Origin of the sequence: Mesobacillus harenae, assembly GCF_013343715.1 — a bacterium.
Classification (GTDB): domain Bacteria; phylum Bacillota; class Bacilli; order Bacillales; family Cytobacillaceae; genus Mesobacillus_A; species Mesobacillus_A harenae.
The window spans coordinates 128,750-150,716 of the sequence record NZ_JABUNR010000006.1; the positions used below are offsets into that span (position 1 = coordinate 128,750).

General features: G+C 40.6%; 22 protein-coding genes and 1 riboswitch. Of the genes, 16 read left to right on the forward strand and 6 right to left on the reverse strand.

Annotated elements, in window-relative coordinates; genetic code table 11:
- Positions 1-148 precede the first annotated feature (148 nt).
- A complete protein-coding gene (locus HRJ06_RS09205) occupies positions 149-712 on the forward strand; it encodes a pyridoxamine 5'-phosphate oxidase family protein (RefSeq protein WP_174732264.1) in 564 nt (187 codons plus the stop codon).
- Between the two features lie 73 nt (positions 713-785).
- Entirely contained in the window at positions 786-1,664 is an 879-nt protein-coding gene (locus HRJ06_RS09210) for a DMT family transporter (protein WP_174732266.1), read from the forward strand.
- Between the two features lie 37 nt (positions 1,665-1,701).
- On the opposite strand, the gene HRJ06_RS09215 is transcribed toward HRJ06_RS09210, so the two are convergent.
- Positions 1,702-2,223 carry a hypothetical protein gene (locus HRJ06_RS09215; protein ID WP_174732267.1) on the reverse strand — a complete coding sequence of 174 codons (522 nt, stop codon included), beginning with the start codon at positions 2,221-2,223 and terminating at the stop codon, positions 1,702-1,704.
- A gap of 506 nt (positions 2,224-2,729) precedes the next feature.
- Between HRJ06_RS09215 and HRJ06_RS09220 the strand changes: the two genes are divergently transcribed.
- From HRJ06_RS09220 to HRJ06_RS09235, 4 genes are all read left to right on the forward strand, one after another.
- Positions 2,730-2,906, forward strand: coding sequence for a DUF3934 family protein (locus tag HRJ06_RS09220; RefSeq protein ID WP_174732269.1), 177 nt, complete (start codon positions 2,730-2,732; stop codon positions 2,904-2,906).
- A 434-nt stretch (positions 2,907-3,340) separates the two neighbouring features.
- Positions 3,341-4,195: a pyrroline-5-carboxylate reductase gene (gene proC, locus HRJ06_RS09225; protein WP_174732271.1), complete on the forward strand. Its 855-nt coding sequence runs from the start codon at positions 3,341-3,343 to the stop codon at positions 4,193-4,195.
- A gap of 191 nt (positions 4,196-4,386) precedes the next feature.
- On the forward strand, positions 4,387-5,508 hold the full coding sequence (proB, locus tag HRJ06_RS09230) for a glutamate 5-kinase (protein WP_174732273.1): 1,122 nt from the start codon (positions 4,387-4,389) through the stop codon (positions 5,506-5,508).
- 18 nt (positions 5,509-5,526) lie between these two features.
- On the forward strand, positions 5,527-6,789 hold the full coding sequence (locus HRJ06_RS09235; RefSeq protein WP_174732275.1) for a glutamate-5-semialdehyde dehydrogenase: 1,263 nt from the start codon (positions 5,527-5,529) through the stop codon (positions 6,787-6,789).
- A 164-nt stretch (positions 6,790-6,953) separates the two neighbouring features.
- Here the strand turns inward: HRJ06_RS09235 and HRJ06_RS09240 are convergent, their stop codons facing one another.
- From HRJ06_RS09240 to HRJ06_RS09255, 4 genes are all read right to left on the reverse strand, one after another.
- Positions 6,954-7,295, reverse strand: a complete 342-nt coding sequence (locus tag HRJ06_RS09240; protein WP_174732277.1) for an Mpo1-like protein — start codon at positions 7,293-7,295, stop codon at positions 6,954-6,956.
- A gap of 127 nt (positions 7,296-7,422) precedes the next feature.
- The gene (locus tag HRJ06_RS09245; protein WP_174732279.1) at positions 7,423-7,869 is read right to left on the reverse strand and encodes a PaaI family thioesterase; all 447 of its coding nucleotides are present in this window, start codon (positions 7,867-7,869) and stop codon (positions 7,423-7,425) included.
- A gap of 144 nt (positions 7,870-8,013) precedes the next feature.
- Positions 8,014-8,841 (reverse strand): STAS domain-containing protein, encoded by an 828-nt coding sequence (locus tag HRJ06_RS09250; protein WP_174732281.1) that lies wholly within the window; start codon positions 8,839-8,841, stop codon positions 8,014-8,016.
- A gap of 378 nt (positions 8,842-9,219) precedes the next feature.
- On the reverse strand, positions 9,220-9,819 hold the full coding sequence (locus tag HRJ06_RS09255) for a DsbA family protein (protein WP_174732499.1): 600 nt from the start codon (positions 9,817-9,819) through the stop codon (positions 9,220-9,222).
- A gap of 350 nt (positions 9,820-10,169) precedes the next feature.
- Between HRJ06_RS09255 and HRJ06_RS09260 the strand changes: the two genes are divergently transcribed.
- Positions 10,170-10,508 (forward strand): hypothetical protein, encoded by a 339-nt coding sequence (locus tag HRJ06_RS09260; RefSeq protein ID WP_174732283.1) that lies wholly within the window; start codon positions 10,170-10,172, stop codon positions 10,506-10,508.
- Between the two features lie 136 nt (positions 10,509-10,644).
- Here HRJ06_RS09260 and HRJ06_RS09265 read toward each other — a convergent pair whose 3' ends face one another.
- Positions 10,645-11,523, reverse strand: a complete 879-nt coding sequence (locus HRJ06_RS09265) for a haloalkane dehalogenase (RefSeq protein WP_174732285.1) — start codon at positions 11,521-11,523, stop codon at positions 10,645-10,647.
- A 995-nt stretch (positions 11,524-12,518) separates the two neighbouring features.
- Here HRJ06_RS09265 and HRJ06_RS09270 point away from each other — a divergent pair.
- The 9 genes from HRJ06_RS09270 (at position 12,519) to HRJ06_RS09310 (ending at position 21,958) form a co-directional block, all read left to right on the forward strand.
- Positions 12,519-13,193 carry a collagen-like protein gene (locus HRJ06_RS09270; RefSeq protein ID WP_174732287.1) on the forward strand — a complete coding sequence of 225 codons (675 nt, stop codon included), beginning with the start codon at positions 12,519-12,521 and terminating at the stop codon, positions 13,191-13,193.
- A 122-nt stretch (positions 13,194-13,315) separates the two neighbouring features.
- Positions 13,316-13,426, forward strand: a riboswitch (SAM riboswitch).
- Between the two features lie 183 nt (positions 13,427-13,609).
- On the forward strand, positions 13,610-14,626 hold the full coding sequence (locus HRJ06_RS09275) for a BMP family protein (RefSeq protein WP_174732289.1): 1,017 nt from the start codon (positions 13,610-13,612) through the stop codon (positions 14,624-14,626).
- Between the two features lie 381 nt (positions 14,627-15,007).
- Positions 15,008-16,546 (forward strand): ATP-binding cassette domain-containing protein, encoded by a 1,539-nt coding sequence (locus tag HRJ06_RS09280; protein WP_174732291.1) that lies wholly within the window; start codon positions 15,008-15,010, stop codon positions 16,544-16,546.
- Positions 16,512-17,588, forward strand: a complete 1,077-nt coding sequence (locus HRJ06_RS09285; protein WP_174732293.1) for an ABC transporter permease — start codon at positions 16,512-16,514, stop codon at positions 17,586-17,588. The genes HRJ06_RS09280 and HRJ06_RS09285 overlap by 35 nt, the downstream gene beginning before the upstream one ends.
- On the forward strand, positions 17,575-18,489 hold the full coding sequence (locus tag HRJ06_RS09290; protein ID WP_174732295.1) for an ABC transporter permease subunit: 915 nt from the start codon (positions 17,575-17,577) through the stop codon (positions 18,487-18,489). Before HRJ06_RS09285 ends, HRJ06_RS09290 begins: the two co-directional genes overlap by 14 nt.
- 32 nt (positions 18,490-18,521) lie before the next feature.
- On the forward strand, positions 18,522-19,184 hold the full coding sequence (locus tag HRJ06_RS09295; RefSeq protein ID WP_174732501.1) for a sulfite oxidase-like oxidoreductase: 663 nt from the start codon (positions 18,522-18,524) through the stop codon (positions 19,182-19,184).
- Positions 19,177-19,905: a nucleoside phosphorylase gene (locus tag HRJ06_RS09300; protein WP_242035181.1), complete on the forward strand. Its 729-nt coding sequence runs from the start codon at positions 19,177-19,179 to the stop codon at positions 19,903-19,905. Before HRJ06_RS09295 ends, HRJ06_RS09300 begins: the two co-directional genes overlap by 8 nt.
- 176 nt (positions 19,906-20,081) lie before the next feature.
- A complete protein-coding gene (locus tag HRJ06_RS09305; RefSeq protein ID WP_174732299.1) occupies positions 20,082-20,489 on the forward strand; it encodes an acyl-CoA thioesterase in 408 nt (135 codons plus the stop codon).
- Positions 20,490-21,253: 764 nt separating this feature from the next.
- Entirely contained in the window at positions 21,254-21,958 is a 705-nt protein-coding gene (locus HRJ06_RS09310) for a FadR/GntR family transcriptional regulator (RefSeq protein ID WP_197969903.1), read from the forward strand.
- The last annotated feature ends 9 nt before the right edge of the window (positions 21,959-21,967 follow it).

Below are 21,967 nucleotides of genomic sequence, written 5' to 3' on the forward strand. Positions count from 1 at the left end.
GGCCTTACGGATTGATATCCGGAAATACGAAAGATAGGAAATAGCCCTTCATTCCAAGAAGGTAATTGGCCTAAGTAAACAGAAATATACATTTAAGGGTTGTGCTTGAACTAAAAATAGTCAATTTTTACTAAAAAGGAGAATTTAAGTGGCTAAAAACTTTCCGGAAATGCTTCCGCAGCATCAAGAGTTTATTAGGAAGCAAAAGATTTTTTTCGTAGGATCTGCGCCATTAACTGAAGATGGACATGTTAACCTTTCACCAAAAGGGCATGATGTGCTGCGGATTTTTTCACCAAATGAGGTTGCTTATTTGGATTTGACAGGGAGCGGGAATGAGACAAGTGCTCATTTAAAAGAAAATGGCAGAATCACCTTAATGTTTTTAGCTTTTGAAGGGGCGCCAATGATTTTGAGATTATATGGCAAAGGCAAAACGATTCTCCCAGATACACCAGAATGGGATAACATGTCTGTGAATTTTGACATTCTCCCTGGTGCCAGGCAAATCATTAAAGTTAGGATCGACTTGGTTAAAACGTCATGCGGATTCAGTGTTCCATTGTTCTCCTACCAAGCAGAACGTGATACGTTACAAAAATGGACAAATAATAAAAGTGAACAGGAATTAGCTGACTATCGCTTACAAAAGAACTCCACTAGCATGGACGGCCTTATATCACCGATCGGAGAAGCGAATATTCCCAGGTAATCTGTCTGCTTGTCATCAGAAAACTAGAAACCATTCATCCGTGATTGGATAAACAAAGGCAGTGAACTTGATTATGAACCCTATTTTTTACGGAATGCTCGTAATTCTTACCACTTTTCTGATGGGATCTTCCTTCACCGTTGGTAAGATCGGCTTAACCTATGTTTCGCCACTTTTATTAGTTGGTCTTCGATTTACACTCGCTGGGGTGCTCATGGCTCTGTTGGTCAACCGAAAGCCCCATCCCAAACTGCCGCTTGATTGGATTAAGATGCTTACCATAGGTTTTTTTCAGACCGCAGGAGTGATGGGCTGCATATTTTTAAGTTTAAGAACCATTACAGCTGGAGAATCTTCAATTTTAACATTTAGCAATCCTTTGCTCGTTGTTATACTTAGCACTATTTTTCTCGGGATAAGATACCAATTTTACCGTTGGGCTGGTGTGTTTATTGGGTTTTGCGGTGTGTTTATTACATTAGGATTTCACTTACAGCTGAGCGAAGGGACCTTGTTTGGACTTGGAGCAGCAGTATCATGGTCAATAGCCACCATTTTAATCAAAAAATGGGGAAGCCGCTTTAATATTTGGGTGTTAACAGCTTATCAGATGATGTTTGGTGGGGTTATTCTTTTACTAATGAGTACAGCCTTAGAGACACAAAAATTAATCTTAAACGCAACGTCGATTTTTATTATTATGTGGCTGGCGATTATGGCCTCCATCGTGCAGTTTGCTATATGGTTTTATTTATTGAATGAAGGTGATCCAGGAAAGACAAGTGCATTCCTGTTTTTGGCACCATTTTTCGGAGTACTTTCTGGATGGGTATTATTGAATGAAGTGGTCTCCTGGTATGTTTATTTTGGCGGCCTGCTCATTTTCATTGGAATCTTTCTCGTAAACTGGACTTCTTCACATAGGCGATTGAAATCAAAATTGAAGACCTGATGATCAGTAGATCATCAGGTCTGTTTGGGCAAAAAGACTATTGCTGGTATGATTGGTTATTGTAGCCTTGTTGTTGATTTGAAGATCCTTGTTGTGACTGGCCTTGCCCCTGTTGTTGTAATTGCTGTTGTGATTGATTAATCTGCTGTGAAATTTGGTTTAATACATTAACGGATTGAAGCGACTGTTCAACGTTTATCAATGTTTGTGCAGCTTGGTGAATAGATTGCTGTAATTGTTGGAATGTTTTTTGCTGTTGCTGCTGTGCTTGAGAACTAAACTGCTGCATTTGCCTTAAAAGTTCATTAGATTGTTGTTGATTTCCCCCGCCAGATGTATTCATTGAAGAAGACTGTTGTCCGCCTGAATAATTCATGGAGGAAGCCTGCTGTCCACTAGTTTGTAGCTGGTTTAATGCATTTTGCATAGATTCTAATTGGCCTCTTAAAGGCATTAACTCTTCTGCAATTTCTACTTCTGCCTTTGCTGCCAATTGCTCAACTTTGTTGTTTTCAGGTGTTTTAACTCTTTCTTTAATAACTTTAGTTTCTTTTTCCATGCCGTATTCCTCCATAAATCGATTTTTTGACAGCTGTTCAGTTGTTGGTATAGGAGCAGGAACGGGCTGGTTATTGACCCTTGCTCTATTTACAACCATTGCTAAACCTGCAGCGAATAACAGAAAAACCAGGAAGATCAACATTCCATTAATGGTAATGCACCCCCATTTTAGCTACCTTGCAATCAGCTAACTGCAAGGTAGACCAAGTTATTATCAGATATTATCGGTCAATATATTCGATATTTTTTTTATTAAAATCCAGATACTTAGGTTTAAATATTTGGTTCTGCTGTTGAGTATATTTTCTGCTAATCTTATTAATTTTACCGAGCTGAACGGTGCTTGTTAGAATAAAAAACTAAACTCAACGTCTGCTATTTGTTGTGTAAACAACCTTGCTTTGGTAAGGTTAAATAATTCATTGTGTTAGGGTTTTACTTGGGTAAAATGGACAAGACTAACGAATGACTACTTAAATGGACAAGAATAATGGAGTTGATTCAATGAGTAAAGCTAAGGGCAAGGGCGGCACTGGCAGAGGTACGGGAAAGAAGGGCTGGACACGCTGGCAAGCAAAGGTTAACAAAGCCAAAAGCGCAAAGCCATATAAAAGCAAAGGTGTCAAACATGGTAATGCTGAGAAGTCTGCAGATGAAAGTGATTCTTTTGACAAAAAATAGTGGGGGTGACACTTCCAAATAGACCCTTTACGTAAAAATTAAGCTGCCACCCAAGGCAGCTTTTTTTCATTGTGAGGTAACTTTAAAAACTTCCAAGTTGCGGATAATGTACGTGTTGTCATTATCCAGTGCCTAGTGTCCTTCGCTCACCTCCCAACATTGATTCCCATCAACTTTTGTTCTTCCTCTAAAGAAAAGCGGTTTGCCGGCTCGATTCTGCAACAAAAATTATCTCCATATATCAGCCTGACACGCTTTATTTCATCATCAGAGCGGATCTGTTCCATTCAGGTCTAAATGACAGCGTTTACACTGACTAATTGGCTTATATCCTTATGACTTTCCTATATTCCCTTGAATCTATTTATGAGGATGTTAGTATAAAAACGTTGTGTAAATGAGAACACAAAAGCGAACAGTATAGGGGTGTATTAATGTTACAAAATAAAACAATCGCATTTTTAGGTGCAGGTTCAATGGCAGAAGCGATGATCTCAGGAATTGTAAACAGTGAATTAGTCGCACCAGAACATATTATTGCATCAAATAAAAGCAATCATGTACGTTTAACTGAACTTGAAACAAAGTATGGAATTCGAGGAATTACAAGAGACGAATTGAATTTTGATGAAATTGATGTCATTTTTCTGGCAATGAAGCCAAAGGATGCTGAATTTGCTTTACTCTCACTAAAAGAAGATTTACATCAAGATCATCTAGTTTTATCTGTATTAGCGGGCATATCTACCTCGTTTATGGAAAACAATCTTTCAGCAGGGCAACAGGTTATTCGTGTCATGCCGAATACTTCGAGCATGATTGGAGAATCTGCAACCGCCTTATCTCCTGGTAAACACACCACTCAATCTAATATCAAAATTGCACAAGAGCTGCTTAAATGTATTGGAGAAGTGTTCATTATTGAGGAAGACAAAATGGATATTTTTACAGGGATAGCAGGAAGTGGCCCAGCCTATTTCTACTATTTAATGGAGCATATGGAACAGGCTGGATTAAGCGGTGGACTTGATGAAGAAACCACACGCCAAATCATCGCCCAGACGATTGTTGGCGCAGCAAGGATGATTCAGGAGCAAGACGAAACACCAACCGTCTTAAGAGAAAACGTAACGTCTCCAAACGGAACGACGGCAGCCGGTTTAGATGCTCTTAGCAAACATGGCGGTGGAAAAGCCATTTCACAGGCGATCAAGCAAGCCGCTAACCGTTCAAAAGAAATTAGCTCTCAACAAGAAGAAAAACATATCAAACAGCTTCAAGCTATATAAAGACGAAAAGAACAATCACTCGTTAGGCTCCTTATGAACTGGAGACCAACGAAGGGTGAAGGTGCTCAATTCAGAGTCTTAAGAAAAAGTCAGCAAAGTACACAAGTAGCTAGGATGCAGACAAAGCATACGTCATCCCTTAAAAGTAAGATGATATTTATAGAAGAAAAAAATAACTCAGGAGTGATAGAATGAGCCCAGACACCAAGAAACAACGAGTAGTAATTAAGATAGGCAGCAGTTCATTAACAAGCCTTCACGGAGAAATAAGCAGACGTAAGCTAGAAAAGCTAGCAGACGAAATTGTTTTATTAAAGGATGCAGGACATGAGGTCGTCCTTGTTTCTTCAGGAGCAGTAGCTGCAGGCTATCGGAAGCTTGGTTGTTTAAACCGTCCGGACACATTACCAGAAAAACAAGCAGCCGCTTCAATTGGCCAGGGATTATTAATAGAAGCCTACTCAAAAATGTTTTTATCCCACGGCTATGTCGCTTCACAAATTTTGATAACAAGAAGCGACTTTTCAGACGAAGACAGGTATAAGAATGTTCGTAATACGCTGAACGTATTACTAGACAGAGGCATCATACCTATCGTCAACGAAAACGATACGGTAACAGTCGACCGCTTAAAATTTGGCGACAACGATACTTTATCAGCCAAGGTAGCAGGACTTGTCGATTCAGATCAGCTTATTATCCTTTCAGATATTGATGGGTTGTATAATGCGGATCCAAGAAAAGATAAAGATGCTGTTTTGCTTGAAAAAGTATATGAAATCACACCGGAAATTGAAGCCGCTGCTGGTGGTTCAGGAAGCTCTGTAGGAACCGGTGGAATGAAATCTAAAATTGATGCTGTGAAAATTGCAATGGCATCTGGAATTACAACCTATTTAGGAAAAGCAGGCGTTGCTAACGTCCTGATTGATGCAGTAAATGAACAGGCTAAAGGGACCTATTTTAAAACAGAGCCTAATATGGTTAATTTAAATCAAAAGAAAAAATGGATTGCCTTTAACTCAGGTCCTGAAGGTGAAGTGACCATCGACCAAATTGCGAAAGGCAGAATCATTGATCGAGATAAAAACCTTCTCGCTGCAGGAATTACTGGTGTAAGCGGCCAGTTTGATAAGGGTGCGGTCATCCGTATTATTGACACCTTCGGTAAGGAAATCGGCCTCGGTGTCGTCAATTTTTCCAGCGATGAACTAGAACAGCTCAATGACAATGAAAATACTCTTAAAAGTGCAGTTGTAAAAACGGAAGATTTTGTCTGTAACCTAGAATTCTCAATGCCAGTAGGCGTTTAAAATAACGGGAGGTATTTGATGACTTTAATTAAAGAACAAGTAAATGTAGAAGCCCAGGCGATTGCAGCTAAAAAAGCTGCCCGAAAAATCAGCCTTCTAACAACCGAGGAAAAAAATGAAGCACTTCAAGTCATTGCGGACACTTTAGAAGCTAACTATCTAACTATTTTAGAAGCAAATGAAGCTGATTTACAAACTGGCCGTGAAAAGGGCTATGATGAGGCCTATATGGATAGACTCGCTTTATCTAAAGAAAGAGTCTTTGAATTTGCTGATGGTCTTAGACAGGTGGCAAAGCTTGAAGATCCAACAGGAATAATTGCTTCCAGCTGGACTTTAGAAAACGATTTGCTTGTTGAAAAAGTAACTGTTCCGCTTGGCGTTATTGGAATGATTTATGAAGCGCGTCCAAATGTGACGGCTGACGCGACCGGACTGGCGCTTAAATCTGGAAATGCCATTGTTTTAAAAGGAGGTTCTTCAGCGATTTCTTCAAACCAGGCTATTGTGGATGTCATTCATCAAGCGCTGGAAAACACGAAAATCCCTAAAGAAGCAGTTCAATTCATATCCAGCACAGACCGAGAGGCAACACAGCAGCTGTTTACAATGAAAGAGCATATTGATGTGCTGATCCCGCGCGGCGGTGCTTCCTTAATTAATGCTGTAGTCAATAACGCAACCGTTCCTGTACTTGAAACAGGTGTGGGCAACTGCCACTTGTATATTGATAAAGAAGCAGATCCTGTTAAGGCTATGAATATTTTAATTAACGCCAAAACAGACAGACCAGCCGTTTGTAATGCAGCTGAGACAGTGATTGTTCATAAAGAATGGTTAGAGACGCATTTATCTTTGCTGATTGATACCTTCAGGGAACACAATATCACTGTTCACGGTGACGAACTGGCAGTTAAACTTATTCCTAATGCTGTCCCAGCCGGAGAAGATGATTGGAAAAACGAATATTTAAGCCTCGATATTGCTGTTAAAACAGTCAGCAACCTGGAAGAAGCCGTTGACCACATTGACGAGTACGGTACAAAACATTCTGAAGCCATTATTACTGAAAATCAACAAAATGCAGAACTGTTCATGAATTTAGTCGATGCTTCTGCTATTTATCATAATGCTTCAACACGCTTTACCGATGGAAGTGCGTTAGGATTTGGTGCAGAAATTGGAATATCAACTCAAAAGCTCCATGCCCGCGGCCCAATGGGATTACCGGCATTAACCACAATCAAATTTAAAATGAGCGGTAACGGACAGGTGAGGTAAAAAGCATAAAAAAACACTCCATTTTGTGGAGTGTTTTTCATGTTTTTATGAGTTATGAAGAATGAGTTCAACTACAAAGAACAGTTCGATTTTACACAACCCTGGGCGTATTTTCCGCCATTACAGCTCAAGTATGTATCTAGACATTGCTAGCCAAAAGAATGTTATTTTGCTATTTTCTTAAGCTCTTCTAATTTTGATAGCTCAGCATTTAACTTTCCAAACAAGATGAAGAAATACATCTGGAAATCTGCCCTTAATGACCAAAAAGGGTGTCCAAATGTAGCTGGCTTATTGCCTTCAATAAAAAAGTGAGAAACCCACGCAAAGCTGTAAGCGATTACAGGAGCTAATAGAATAAACCAGGCATTTCCATTTAAAATAGCTAAAGCTATACATACAAAGACAAAGGATGTACCGACAAAGTGCCAGCACCTCGTTGATTTCTTACTGTGCTGGGTCAGATAAAAAGGCCAAAATTCTTGATAATTTCTAAATTCTTTCATAAACACTCCTCCTTTTAAATTTAGTATACTACAGAATTTAGAATTTTCGGGAAACTATTAATAAAACCTGATAAACCTAGGTGGACAGGCACCATCCAGAAAAATGGATGGTGCCTGTCACCTTTACTTATTTTTTATCGGGCAGGACGTAAAAGGTTGCGGAGATGGTGGAAAGGGGGGTGCCTTCCTTGGTTCGGATATCACAGTCAATGAATAAAATCTTCTTGCCTTTTTTTCTAAACCGCGCTTCAGCGACTACAATTCCATCTTGAACAGATTTTAAATATTGGGTTTTAAGCTCCAATGCAACAAAAGGTTCGTCCAGATACTTAAAGCAAAGATGGCCCATACAGGTATCAGCCAAATAAGTGATAAAACCTCCATGAATAAATCTCAGGGGTCCGAGCATGATTTCGTTTAATGGCGCTTCGATTGTACAGGTTTCTGGATCATCCGTATAAGAAAATTTAAAATCAAACAGCCTGAACAAAAACAGCTCTTCAGGTTTTAATTGATGATTTTTAATCGCATTCTCCGCTCGCAAAAGCATGTCTCTTTCTTCAATCAAATTCATATAGCCGCCCCTTTATCAGAAAATTATGTATATAGTTATTGTACATAAGGTAAAAGTTTCTTTCAATTAATGCAACTTATTAAACATAAATGCTTCTTTTTGGCAAGGAAAGGGAGGTAGAAAGAGAACCCTAGTACCAAGTGATCAGATTACTAAGTATTCCTTAAGTGTCTGCTGCAAGGTACCTTTTGTTTCTGCTTTTTGTTCAAAAGGTATGCCCGCTTGAACTATTTTTTTGACCAGGTCTGCTCGTAATCCGGTTATTACGGCTTTGCATCCCATCATAGACACACCGCTAAGCACCTTGTGGAACTGGTGCATCACATCTGCCTCCATGAAAGCTACACCAGAGAGATCTAGAATCAAGGTTGGAATTTTTAATGCTGCAATTTCCTGTAGTACCTTTTCTTCGATTGTTTTCATCCGTTGTAAATCAATGTTTCCAATCAAAGGGAGAACTGCCACGTAAGGACTTAAAGGAATTATAGGTACTGATAAATGCTGAACCAACTTTTTTTGTGCGTTAATTATTTCATCTTTTGAATTGGAATAGCTTATGAAGAAGGTATTGAGAAATTGATCTAATAGGTTATTTATCCTCATCTCTAGGTCGTAAAAGTCATTGCGGGTAGGGGAGAGGCCATTGACCTTATCATATTGATAAAGGAAATGCCATAGAGTTCTTCTGATTGCTTGAACCCATTCCAACTTGAATGAAAGAGTTAATGAATATTTTGCCCAAGCCATTCCCTCCTGTTGAGCGAAGGCAATTAGCTCATTTTCCTTTTCCTCAACAACAAATAGGACAAGTTTTTCAGCATTTTTCAAGAGATCGATATTGCCAGTCTGTAATATATCATTAATTTTTGATGCCACATTAACAGCCTCTGTTAACAGCCTTTGTTCAAAACCCTCTCTATTATGGGTTATAAATTCCGTTATTTTATCTCTTTGATAGTAAGTCGCTTCCAAAGTAAGATACTCCCCTCTGTTTCGGTTTTTCTGGTTGCCTAAAACCAACTAGAACCAAATCACAAACTTGAATAAATACATATTCTTCTTTTTTAGAGGAAATCCTTCAAATTTTTTCTTATAAAAGGTGACAGGCACCATCCAGAAAAATGGATGGTACCTGTCACCTTTTATGTGTTAAGAAGTCGTGCAGAATATTTGGGTTAATAAATCCAATTGTTTTTCGAATATTAATTACAGATAAAGACTTATCATTTTCTTTCAGATATTTAAATGACTTATTTTTTGATCATATAAGAGAAATATCTAAACAACAAAAAATTCGCAAGCAGATAGTAAAGATCTGCCTTGCGAATTTTGATTTGTTTCTATTTGATTTTACCCTTCATAAGGACCGTCTTGTTCAAGAACTTGCTCAATCGTTTGAATAAATACTTCCTCTGATTGGGCACCGGTCACAGCGTATTTTTTGTTTATAAGGAAAAAGGGAATACTATTGATGCCGAGATTAGCAGCTTCCTGTTCATCTGCACGCACGGCATCACTCATTTCGTCACTCGCGAGCATTTTTGCGACTTGATCTCTGTCCAATCCAACTTCAGCGGCGAGACCAATTAGTGTTTCATGGTCTCCAATATGCTTTGACTCGGTATAATAAGCACGTAAAAGGCGGTCGGTCATTTCATTCATTAAACCTTTGTTTTTCGCAAACATCGCCAATCGGTGTGCATCAAACGTATTGGTCAAAACCATTGTCTCCATTTGATAATCTAGTCCAATCGACTTCGCCATTTGCACCATATTATCAGTGTTGGCTTTGGCTTGACCAATGCTCATTCCATATTTGCTTGCAAGTTTTTCATAAATGTTTTCTTTAATATCCCTTTTTGCAGTAGGGTCGAGCTCGAAGCTGCGGTATACAACTTCAACGGGATGGTTAATCTTCTGAAGGGCGTCTTCCAGACGCTTTTTGCCAATATAGCAAAACGGTCATGAAAAATCGGTCCACATTTCAATTAACATCTGTTGCACCTCCATAAATTTCTTCCATTAGTATACCTATCTCTTCTCTTTGTAGTCCAATTAGTTGCCTGTGATGCTGTTAAAATTAAAACTCAAATAGTATTTCAGAATTTAGAATGAAAAACTAGTTCAATCTCTCTTACAGGAAGAACGTACAACTACAGGTGTCTGAATAAAGCATAAACAGTCCCATGTATTATAAACAGGCGATTCAGCCAATGATAGATGTAGAATCCTAGAAGAAGGATAGCCGAAGAGTGGAGAGGTTAATCCAGAAATAGAAATTCGTGTGAAGGAGGATGGAAATGACGAAAGCAGAGGTTATTAAACTCCTAGTACAAATCGAAGCTGTATACTCCTATTGCATGACGAGGGACGAGACAGTCACCAATTGGTTCCGCTATTGCCAGCTGATGGACTTTGAAAAAGTAGTCAAAAAGCTGCATCTTCATATGAGGAAAAGTCCTTACCCGCCAAGCATTACTGATCTCGCTGTGTTTAAAGAAGGGGATAGCTATATCCTTGAAGCATGGATTGAAAAAGGGAAAAATCGGATTGAGGCTGACCTCTCTAGAGGACAGGGAAATGATATTCCTGCCTGGATGAACGAATATTCGCCAAAATTAAAAACAGGTCAAGGATGAAAGAATGGTGATTGGTGAGTTTCTTTAGAACCTGATATCATTCATCGAATTATGGCATGAGCCGTTACATTTTTCACGAACATGTAAGGTGACAGGCACCATCCAATTAATTGGATGGTGCCTGTCACCTTTACCTTCAAATTGATCTCAGAAAGTCTGAGACGGCTTGGCCTATTTCTTTTGGGGAGTCTTCCTGGACAAAATGCAGCCCCTTAACAGTAATTTCTGTCTGGTTAGGCCATGTTCTGCAGAACTCTCTTTGTGGTCCAGTAAGAATCATCCCTGGGTCACAATTGATAAACAGCTTGGGAATTATACTGGTTGATAACCATGATGAATAATCTTCAACAATATGGTATACATCCTCTGGTTTCTCACCCTCAAAAGGGATTTCACGCGGCCATGTTAACATAGGTCGGCGTTGCTCGCCTGGCTCCTTGAATGGGCTTCGGTAATTGTTCATTTCGGTTTCGGTCAAAGACCGAAGTATACTGGCTGGCAATATTTTTTCGATAAAGCCATTTTCCTCAAGAATGAACTTTTCCCCACGTGAGGATCGCATCTTTTTAAAAATGTTTCGAGCTGATTCTGGCCAGTCTTCCCATGAAACTGTGCGAACAAATCCTTCCATATAGACAATTGCTTTAACGCGATCCCGATGACGGTTCGCCCAATCAAATCCCAGCGCAGAACCCCAATCATGAATCACAAGTGTGACATTATTTAATTCCAATTCGTCAAACCATGCATCAAGGTATCGGGCATGGTCTGCAAATCGATAAGATCCGGTTGGGTTTGGTCCGGATTGACCCATACCGACTAAATCAGGGGCAAGACAGCGTCCTTGATCCTGAACTTCCGGGATAACATTTCTCCATAAATAGCTGGAAGTTGGATTACCATGTAAAAAAACAATCGGATTACCGGTTCCTTCATCAATGTAAGCAATTTCTGCATCTAGTACTTTAACTCTTTTTCGAACATATGGATCGCTAGCTAAAACTGATGATTCCATAAATCCACTCCTTTATTAACGGGATAGATACTAATTCGTTATAGTTTTACTAATTCCTTTTTAAAATTACCTATTGCGATTCATTTAAAATCTATTCAGCCATGCACAAATAGTGTGCTTCATTTTTCAACTGCAGAAAAATCATAAAGATTACATAAAAATCACACTCTATTAATTAAGGAAGTGTGTGGTTCTTGTCTGAAAAAACATTTTGAAGCTGATGACAGTTTTGGGATTCATTTTTTTACCATTTATATTTAGAAAACAGCCTGTTAAAGACAGGATTTCAGTTTTGTCATAACGAAAAGGTGACAGGCACCATCCATTTTTATGGATGGTGCCTGTCACCTTTTTTTGGTCACCTTTTTTTGCACATATTTGTCCGATTTTCATTAAATAAACTATGGATGTCCAAGTTCTGAATAAATGAGCTTGGCTGCCGACACCTTTTTTTAGGAGTGCTTTTATGAAAGCTGTCCTATGATTTGCAGAATCCATCGCTTCCTGTTACTTTTCGGCACAATTATCCCAGTCAGGCATTTTACCATGATGCCGAAACTGAAATGGAAACTGGACCAAGGGAGCGACTCGTATTCATCCATTTTCGTATATGGGACCCAGCGAATGCTCTACTAGCTCCGGAAAACTATTCTGGTGATCCCAATCAACCTCCCCAGATAACATGCAGTAAGATAACCGACCGATTTGGAGAGGATCTAAACTTTTTTTAGTATCGAAGGACCTGGAATTAGAAACGGTTTTCCCAAACTGCTCAACTACTCCAGGCATTGACTCTGATAACTCCATTGAAACAAGTCAATTTTCACTAATCGGAAAGATATCTAAGATTGCTGGCTCTGATGGAGTTACAGCTATCTACACACAAATTAAAGCGGCGAATGGTTTTATTCAGGCTGTACACTAAGAAATGCACCAATTATTGTTAGCCAAAAAGTTAAGTAAAAATAAATTTACCATTGAAAGGGAAGATTACTATGAAATATTGTCCATATTGCTGCTCCTGCAGCTGTTGCAAGCCTAAATGGGGCACTGCTGGTACGCCGGGCCGTCAGGGACCACGGGGACGAAAAGGAGAGACAGGACCAAGAGGAAAGCAGGGGGCTCAGGGAGAAAGAAAAACTCCCTTATTACCAGGACTAAGTGGTGAGCGCGATCTTCAAGGAGTTCAAGCACTTCGAGGAGAACAGGGTCTCCCCGGATTAAGAGGTTCAAGCAGGGAACGCGGTTTGCAGGGACCCCAAGGAAATCCGGGTTCTGCTGGTATTTCAAGATCGGGTGGATTTGGGTTTGCATATTCTCCGTTAGACAGTGTGCAGGGCGGCAATGTTAAATTTACGGTTGCAGGTCCTATGCAGGAAATTAATTTGGATTCTCAAGGCATGCACATTTTTAAATCGGGTGTATACCAGATTAGTTATAAGGTTTTAGTAGAGTGTCGTACAAATGTGAATGTTCCTGCCAGGTTCCAGATAGTAATTAACGATACCGTTAAAGCAACATCATCAATGACGGATTCGTCAGCATCAGCTATACTAAATTCCTCCCTGTTATTGTCACTTTTAGAAGGGGACTTAGTAAAACTAGTTGCAGATATCCCGGACGGCTGCAGTTTTACTCATCCATCTCTGCAGGTTATCCAAATTGAATAGATAACTAATAAAAGATTCTAATAATAAAAAACATTGTAATTCTTAAAAAACTCTTTATAATAATAACTAGTTTACTAATATCATTATATTGTAATACTAAAAAATCCCAATTAAATAAGGATTCCTTATCAAGAGAGGCAGAGGGACTGGCCCTATGACGCCCGGCAACCGCTATTTTTTAAAAATAGAATGGTGCCAAATCCTGCAGAACACATTGTTCTGAAAGATAAGGAAGAGTGATGATATAAACCTCTTCCTTTTTAAAAGGCAGAGGTTTTTTTGAAGAAGAGGAGGCTGAAAACACGAATGATAAAACATAAATTACATATAAATATTAAGATTTATATTGATTTTTATACTGGTTATCTAGTAAATTAATACTATACCAAACAAAATACGAACTAAGGAGACATCTTATGAAAAAACTAGTAGCTTTGTTTACACTGATTGCCATTTTCCTTGTGGGCTGTTCTGGAGATAGTGAAGAGGCCAAACCAGCTAACGTATCTACTGAAAAGAAGCAAAAGATCGCCTTGATTTTACCTGAAAAAATTGGAGTTAACCCTTTCTTCCAGCAAATGGATGATGGTGCTAAAAAAGCAGCAGAAGAATTTGGTGTTGAATTAAAAACAATTGAGTCAAGTGACCATTCAGCAATCGAAGAAAATCTTCGAGTTGCAGTAGCAGAAGGTTACGATTTAATCATCACTTCTTCATTTGAAGCAGAGGACGCCTTAAAGAAGGTAGCTGCAGAAAATCCTGATCGTGAATTTGCGATTATTGATACGGTTGTTGACCTTCCTAACGTTCAAAGCATTAACTTTAAAGAGCATGAAGCAGCATACCTGCTTGGAGCAGCTGCTGGTTTAGCTACTGAGTCTAACATTGTTGGAATGGTTGCTGCCATGGACATTCCTCTCCTAAAAAAATGGACCGTTCCATTTGAAGAGGGTCTTAAGGAAACAAACCCAGATGCGAAATTCCTTGTAAACTATGTTGGAAGCTTTACAGACCCTGCTAAAGCGAAAGAATTGGCTATCCTGCAAGCTTCGCAAGGTGCTGACTTTATCGCTGGCGCAGCGGCAGTTGGAGATCTTGGAGTTTTCGAAGCAGCTAAAGAAGAAGGTTTCTATACTGCAGGCCAGGATATTGACCGGACAGAAATGGATCCTGACCATATTGTTTTATCACAGTTAAAGGGTACAGATACTGCTGCCTATGAAACGGTAAAAGCTTTTGCAGACGGTTCGTTTAAGCCAGGAATCGTAGAATATGGATTAAAGTCAGGTGGCGTTGGCTTAACGTATGTTACACGTGACAGCGAAACTCCACTCCATGATTTTATAGGCCAGGACGTTGTCGACAAGGTAAAGGTTCTTGCTGAAGAAATCACTTCAGGTCAAAAAGAAGTTTCAAACCCATTAAACAATTAAACACAAAACCGACTGCAAGCTTATTGTAGTCGGTTTCCATTTTTAAAGAGGAAAAGTTATTTATTGGAAAAGGTCAAGCCCTCCAGTGCTTGTCGGAGTTGATCAGTCGGCTACGCTTTTCTTTTTCCAGGTCCAGCGCCTAGCTCCTCGAGTCGCTTCGGTCCTGCTGCTGAAGTCAAAAAACGACTTCACCTTCAGGATCTCCAGCGCTTGTCGGAGCTGAACAAGGCGCTTCCACTTTATATATTTATCCAGCTTCGCCTCCTAGAAACTCTGAAACTTCAACTCCTCCTACAGAAGCAAAAAACGCTTCTTTGTCGGAGTCTCCAGTTTCTGCGTTTCTGGGCAGTCGGCTACGCTTTTAAAAAACGAGGTGATTATGTGGCTAATTTGTTAGAGATGAAGGGAATGTCAAAAAAATACGGTGAATTTCTCGCTAATGATGGGGTTTCAATCAGCGTGGGAAAAGGGGAAGTTCTAGCGATTGTTGGTGAAAATGGTGCTGGGAAAACGACCTTAATGAAAATGCTATATGGGCTGGAGCAGCCTTCCAGCGGACAAATCCTGCTTAATGGAAAACCCGTCACATTTTCTGGACCACTCGATGCAATTGCAAACGGAATTGGAATGGTTCACCAGCATTTTATGCTTTTTCATGATTTTTCAGTAGCAGAGAATATTGTTATTGGACATGAACCTAAAAAATTCGGATTTTTTAAACGAAATGATGCTGTACGTTCGGTAAACCAGATCGCTGAGCAATTTAGAATTAACGTCAGCCCAACAAAAAAAGCAGGGGATTGTTCGGTCGGAGAACAACAGAGAATAGAAATCTTAAAGGTCCTTTATCAAGGGGCTGATATTATCATTCTTGACGAGCCAACGGCCGTTTTAACTCCTTTTGAAGTTGATGAATTGTTAAAAACGATTCGGTTTCTTGCTGATCAGGGAAAAAGTATTATCTTAATCACACATAAGCTGCGTGAGGTTATGAAGGTTGCTGATCGAGTAACCGTTCTAAGGAATGGAAAGGTAACCGGAAGTGTTTCTAAAACTGAAACAACGTCAGACCAGCTTGCCCAAATGATGGTAGGCCGGAAGCTTCAAAAACTAAACGAAAGGGATAACCTTGACGGTGACACTCTTTTAAAAATAAAAGGAATCACCATGGCAAGTAAAGGCGAAAAACCTCTTCTTGACAAAGTGTCGTTAACGGTTAGGCATGGGGAAATTCTCGGGGTCGCCGGTGTATCCGGAAACGGCCAATCAGAATTAATCCAGGCCATCTCAGGGCTCAGCTTAGTTAATGAAGGTCGGATTCTTCTTAAGGGAAATGACCTGACAGATCAGCCAGTCGAAGCTAGAAGAGCGGCAGGTTTGTCCCATATTCCGGAGGATCGCTATCTCTGGGGTGCCGCTAAGGATGCAACCGTTGAAGAAACAGGGCTTATGGGTTCGCAGCGGAAACCTGAGTATAACAATCGGTCATTTATTCAAAAGAGAGCTTTCCGGAGCACTGTGAAGGAATGGATCAACCGATTTGAGATTAAAGCATCATCACTTGAAGAAAAGTCAGGAAATCTATCTGGGGGAAATCTTCAAAAACTGATTGTTGCAAGAGAGCTAGCCTTCAAAACACCATTTTTGATTGCTGCTGAACCAACAAGGGGTGTGGATATTGGGGCAATGGAATACATCCATGATGCTTTGATAGAAAAGCGAAACAGCGGCGATGGCATATTGCTGGTTTCATCTGAGTTATCGGAGATCCTTGCCCTGTCTGACCGAATTATCGTTTTGTATGAAGGTAAGATAGTCGGTGAATTGGAGCGGAAAGATGCGAATGAAGAACGCCTCAGTGTACTAATGGCAGGGGGAATAGAGAATGTACCTACAAAAAAAACTTCAGAAACTTCTTAAACCATTAGTGCAGCCGTTTTTTGCTGTATTAATAGGCATTATAACCGGAGCTGTTGCGATTGCTATAGTCGGCGAACCAATCCTTGATACGTATATAGTCATGTGGAATGGAGCTTTTGGAAATTTTTATTTCCTGACTTCTACGTTGGCGCGGGCGACCCCAATCCTGTTAGTTGGACTTGGTGTGGCTCTTGCATTTCGTGCTGGTGTTTTTAATCTGGGTGGAGAGGGGCAAATGGTGCTTGGAGCGGTAAGTGCTGCATTAGCTGCCCTTTATTTTCCAGGACCACCTGCCGTAAAGCTAGTAGCAGCACTTATTGCCGGGATGCTTGCTGGCGGCTTATGGGCGCTATTGGCAGGCTGGATGGAAAGCAGATTCAAAGTGCAATTATTAATTTCTACTCTTTTAATGAATTATGTTGCAATCTTGTTTGCAAGCTACCTTGTCGCCGAGCCCTTTCAAGACAGATCCGGATCGGCGGCTCTTGCACAGACGCCGATGATTGAGCAAGGCGCCTGGCTTCCAAAGCTTTTTACTGGTATGAGCGTCCACATGGGTTTTGTCATTGCTGTCTTTTGTGCTCTGTTATTGGTTATTATTTTGCGGTTTACAACTTCAGGATACGAAGTCAAAATGCTTGGACTTAATCCATTTTTCGCTGAATATGGGGGAGTTAATAAAGTTAAGGTCCTTTTGCTTAGTATGTTTTTTAGCGGCGCACTTGCTGGGCTTGCCGGAACGGTAGAGGTACTGGGCACACAATATCGATATGTAGATGGTTTCTTAACTGCACCTGGCTTTGCTTGGACAGGCTTGATGGCTGCTTTACTGGCAAACTCCAACCCGCTTGGAACAGCCGTTGCTGCGATCCTCTTGGCAGCTCTTCAAACTGGTGCAATGGGAATGGAGAGAAATACTGAGGTGCCTTTAGAAGTAGCAAGTGTCATTCAAGCTGTTTTAATTCTGTTCGTTTCTGCCAAATTTACAATTAACTGGTGGAAGCTTCGTAAGAAAGAGGGGGATGTTAGTGGAACTGTTTGATTATTCCCTGTTTGTTTCCGCGATCCGAATGGTAAGCCCGATTCTTCTAGCTGCACTGGGAGGGGCGTTATGTGCAAGAGTAGGCATCTTCAATGTCGGCTTGGAAGGATTGATCCTGGCTGGAGCATTTTCCGCAATCGTCGGCAACCATTTTACTGAAAATATCTTTCTAGCTGTGCTAAGCGGTGTGGCTATGTCTGTTGTGGTATCCTTGGTATTCGGGGTGGCGACCATCCATCTGAAATCCAATCCTATTGTGGCCGGAATCGCGATTAACTTCCTTATGCTTGGTTTAACGACCTTTGCCTTACGGGCCATTTTTGATGTAAAAGGGGCCTATTACGATAAAGATATGGCCGGGCTTCCTAAGGTGCATATCCCCTTTCTAGAGGATATTCCCGTTATAGGAAAGCTGATATCCGGTCACTCACCCTTAGTTTATGTTGCTTTTATAGCGGCGGTTGTTCTTTATATCTTTCTTTACCGGACAGTAACAGGTTTCCGTCTTCTAGCGGTTGGGAAAAATCCTGCAGCTGCCCGAAGTCTTGGCTTGAAGGTTACGACCCTTCAATACGGAGCTGTTATATTAAGCGGCGTGCTGTGCGGGTTAGCCGGTGCACAATTATCATTGGGACAGGTAACGATGTTCACGGAAGGAATGACGGCAGGGCGGGGATTTATTGCGCTGGTCGCAACAATGCTCGGACAATCTCATCCAATCGGGATCATTGGCTCTAGCATGCTGTTCGGTTTAATGGACGCTTTAAGCATCAGACTTCAAGGTTTCTCTATGCCAACCCAATTCACAGCTATGCTGCCTTATGTAATTACCATTCTTGCGATGTTCTTTTTGAAAGACCGCGGAACAGACTCATTAGCAGGCCAACAAAGTTCAAGGTAATTTTTCTGAAAAATAGGAGGGATTTTATGACGATGAGTAAAGCAGACAGGATCAAGAAAACGAAAGTTCCGGCTGTCAACCCTGAGCTGTCAAAACGCCTCCCCCCCGGACAGGTTTTAACCGAGCGTTTTCCTATCCTTACTGAGGGAGAGGTTCCTGAATACGATATGAAAAAGTGGGATTTAAAAGTATTTGGAGCTGTAGATAAAGAATTAGTTTTATCATATGAGGACATTTTAAAAATGCCGCAAACGACCATAACGGTGGATATTCACTGCGTAACGAGGTGGTCACGCTTTGACAACTCATTTACTGGAGTAAAATTCACGGACTTTTTGAAGCATATTGACGTTACGCCAAACAGTAAGTATGTGATGCTGCATGGAGACCAAGACTATACGGCAAACCTGGCCTTAACGGACCTGGTGCGGGAGGATGTCCTTTTAGCACACTCTTTTGATGGCAAACCATTAACCGACAAACACGGCTGGCCATTAAGGCTCGTTGTACCACAGCTTTATTTTTGGAAAAGTGTGAAGTGGATTAGAGGCATTGAATTTATCGAGGAGAATGAACCGGGATTTTGGGAGAAAAATGGATTTCACATGAATGGAGAACCCTTTAAGGAAGAGCGGTTTTCCGGCGAGGATCTCCCAATACCTGAGGACGAATGGGAGAGAAAAGACTTTGACTAAATTATTGCCCAATTTAAAAATAGATCCCGAAAATCTGGCTGAACGGGTTCTCGTTTGCGGCGATCCGGGACGAGCAAAAAAAATTGCTAGTTTGCTAGATGACATGACCACACTAGCTGAGAACCGGGAATACCACAGTTTCACTGGATTCTGGAATGGCATAAAGGTCTCTGTTGTCAGTCACGGAGTAGGTGCCCCGGGAGCTGCTGTTTGCTTTGAAGAGCTGATCATGGGGGGAGCAACATCGATTATCCGCGTTGGAACGGCTGGCTCTTACCAAAAAGAGGTAACCCCTGGCAGCCTCGTTATTAGTACAGCCGCTGTAAGATGCGATGGACTGACTAGCCAGCTTGTACCGGCAGGGTTTCCAGCCGTTGCTGACCGGCAAATCATTGGCTCTTTACTAAAGGCTGCATCTCAGCAAAAAGAAGATTTATCTGTAAAAGAAGGCATTACACTTACGCTTGATGCATTTTATTCAGGAGTCATTGAATTTCCTCATCAGCTTTATAAAAAAGCTGGAGTTGTCGCAGTGGAAATGGAAAACTCCGCCTTATTTGTTATTGCTGCTTTAAAAGGGGTTAAAGCTGGAGCCATCCTTGCCATTGATGGGTTTGCCGATGCGGACCTTCGTGAGGATTACAACCCGAATACTGACTTGGTAGCAAAAGCAATCGAGGCCGAAGCGTTGGTCGCTTTAAACGCAATTACCACGGTCTAAACAAACAGCCCGCAAACATCTAATTGCGGGCTGTTTTCTTATTTCTTTCTATCGGTGCGTATTGGGGCCATCAGATCAATTTCCCTCATAGTGCACATTTAGAAAGGAGTTCAGGAATACTTGGCGAATTATCCTAGAAGATAAATTATTCTATTAACAACGAGAGGCAGGTTTTTATGTATAAAACAACGATAGAACCGCGAGTATCTGAAACCGACGGTGTGGGCCATATCAATAATACGACAGTACCCGTCTGGTTCGAGGCGGCCCGAAATCCATTGTTTAAACTTTTTACGCCAGACGGTTCATTTAAAAATTGGCGAATGATTATTTTAAATATGAACGTCGATTATGTTGATCAGATCTACTTTGGCAAAAATGTCGAGGTGTCGACCTGGGTAAAAAGGCTGGGTAATACGAGCTTAGAATTATATGAAGAAATTCATCAAGAGGGCAGGCTCTGTGCAAGGGGAACCGTTGTATATGTCAACTTTAATGTAGAAGCACAGAAATCCGAACCAATTCCTACCCATATTCGAGAAGAACTAGAGAAGCATTTATATGAGAGTCCAGAAGAACAGTGAACTTTTAAATAGATACTTTTTAATAGTCATAAGCCAGACTTTAAGGTGTTACTTTATTATGGGGTAACACCCTTTGTTTTGTTGAAGCCTATTGTTGCTATAAGTGAAGCGTCAAAGTCTTCACCTTAGCAACGCCTAATACATAATGATTCCAGAGAATATTCTCGATTAAATCAGCTTGTCCAACATCACTTTCTACGATGAGAATATTCTCAGAACGCTAACCTCGAAGCACTCTTTTTTTATTTTTAAAACTACTTCTATAAACAGTCTAAAACGAACCCTAGAACAGTCCCGACAAATGCTCTAATCAGTGTCCATTAAGTAGGCCTCCATGTAATTCAAATCCGAAACTGGCACTCAATGAGAAAAAATTGCAGCCAGTGCATTCACTATATCCATGGGGAATGTGCCGTCGGGTCGATGAAGGGAAACAAAAACTCTGAGTTCCTCAGTCCGATTATCGATTGGTATAGCAAAGATGAGTCTTTTAGCATTCAAGACAGCTTTACAAGAGTACATTCTCAAAGGCCTGGGTTCAGCTTAGCATTTGCGGCTAGCTGGCCTCCGTTTGAAAGGAATTGCCAACAGAAAAAATCCCTGCAGGAAAGGAGAACCATGGGTTATTTTGTGAAAATTAAATGTAAATGTTTATTAAATATTTACTAAATTCTAAATATTTGTTGAGTATTATGAATCAACGTGTTTTAATATGAATTAACAAACAACTTATCAGATATGTGATATCTGAAGTGAAAGGAGGCATGTTCGTGAATGTAAAAAAGATTTCGAACCGCAAAATATCTGATATTGCAGCAGAGCAGATTCAGGAAATGATTGAAAAAGATTCCTTTAAGCCTGGTGAGAAGCTGCCATCAGTACGTGAACTTTGCGAAATGTTCGGAGTTGGACGGTCTGCGATCCGGGATGCTCTTACCTCCTTGCAAGGAAAGGGAATTGTTCAGGTGAAACAGGGGGAAGGAACGTATGTTTGCGAGTTTGATTCCTCGAGACTATTTAACAGCCACCACTTGCTTCCTGGCATTAAAGACATCCAGGAATTATTTCAGGCTAGAAAAATGGTTGAAACCGGACTTGCTGAAATGGCTGCGAAAAACCGTTCAGAAGCAGATCTAAACAAAATGGCTGATCTGTTTTCTGAATCGTCCGCCCTGGGATGGGAGGCGGACTACGAGTTTCATATGGCAATTGCCCATGCTGCAGGAAATGAAATCCTCATCCAGTTTGTTCAGTTTATCTCTGAAACTCTGAAGAAATCGATGATGGATTTTCACCTTTACATACAACAACAACCTGAGCTAGTTAAACAGATAGAAGACCAGCATAGGAACATTTATTTATCGATACTAAACCAGCAAGCTGAGCAAGCACATAAATATATGATTGACCATTTGGATTTGGTAGAACAGTTATTGCAAAGAAGTATTTTACAAGTGCATTTATACTAAAAAATACTT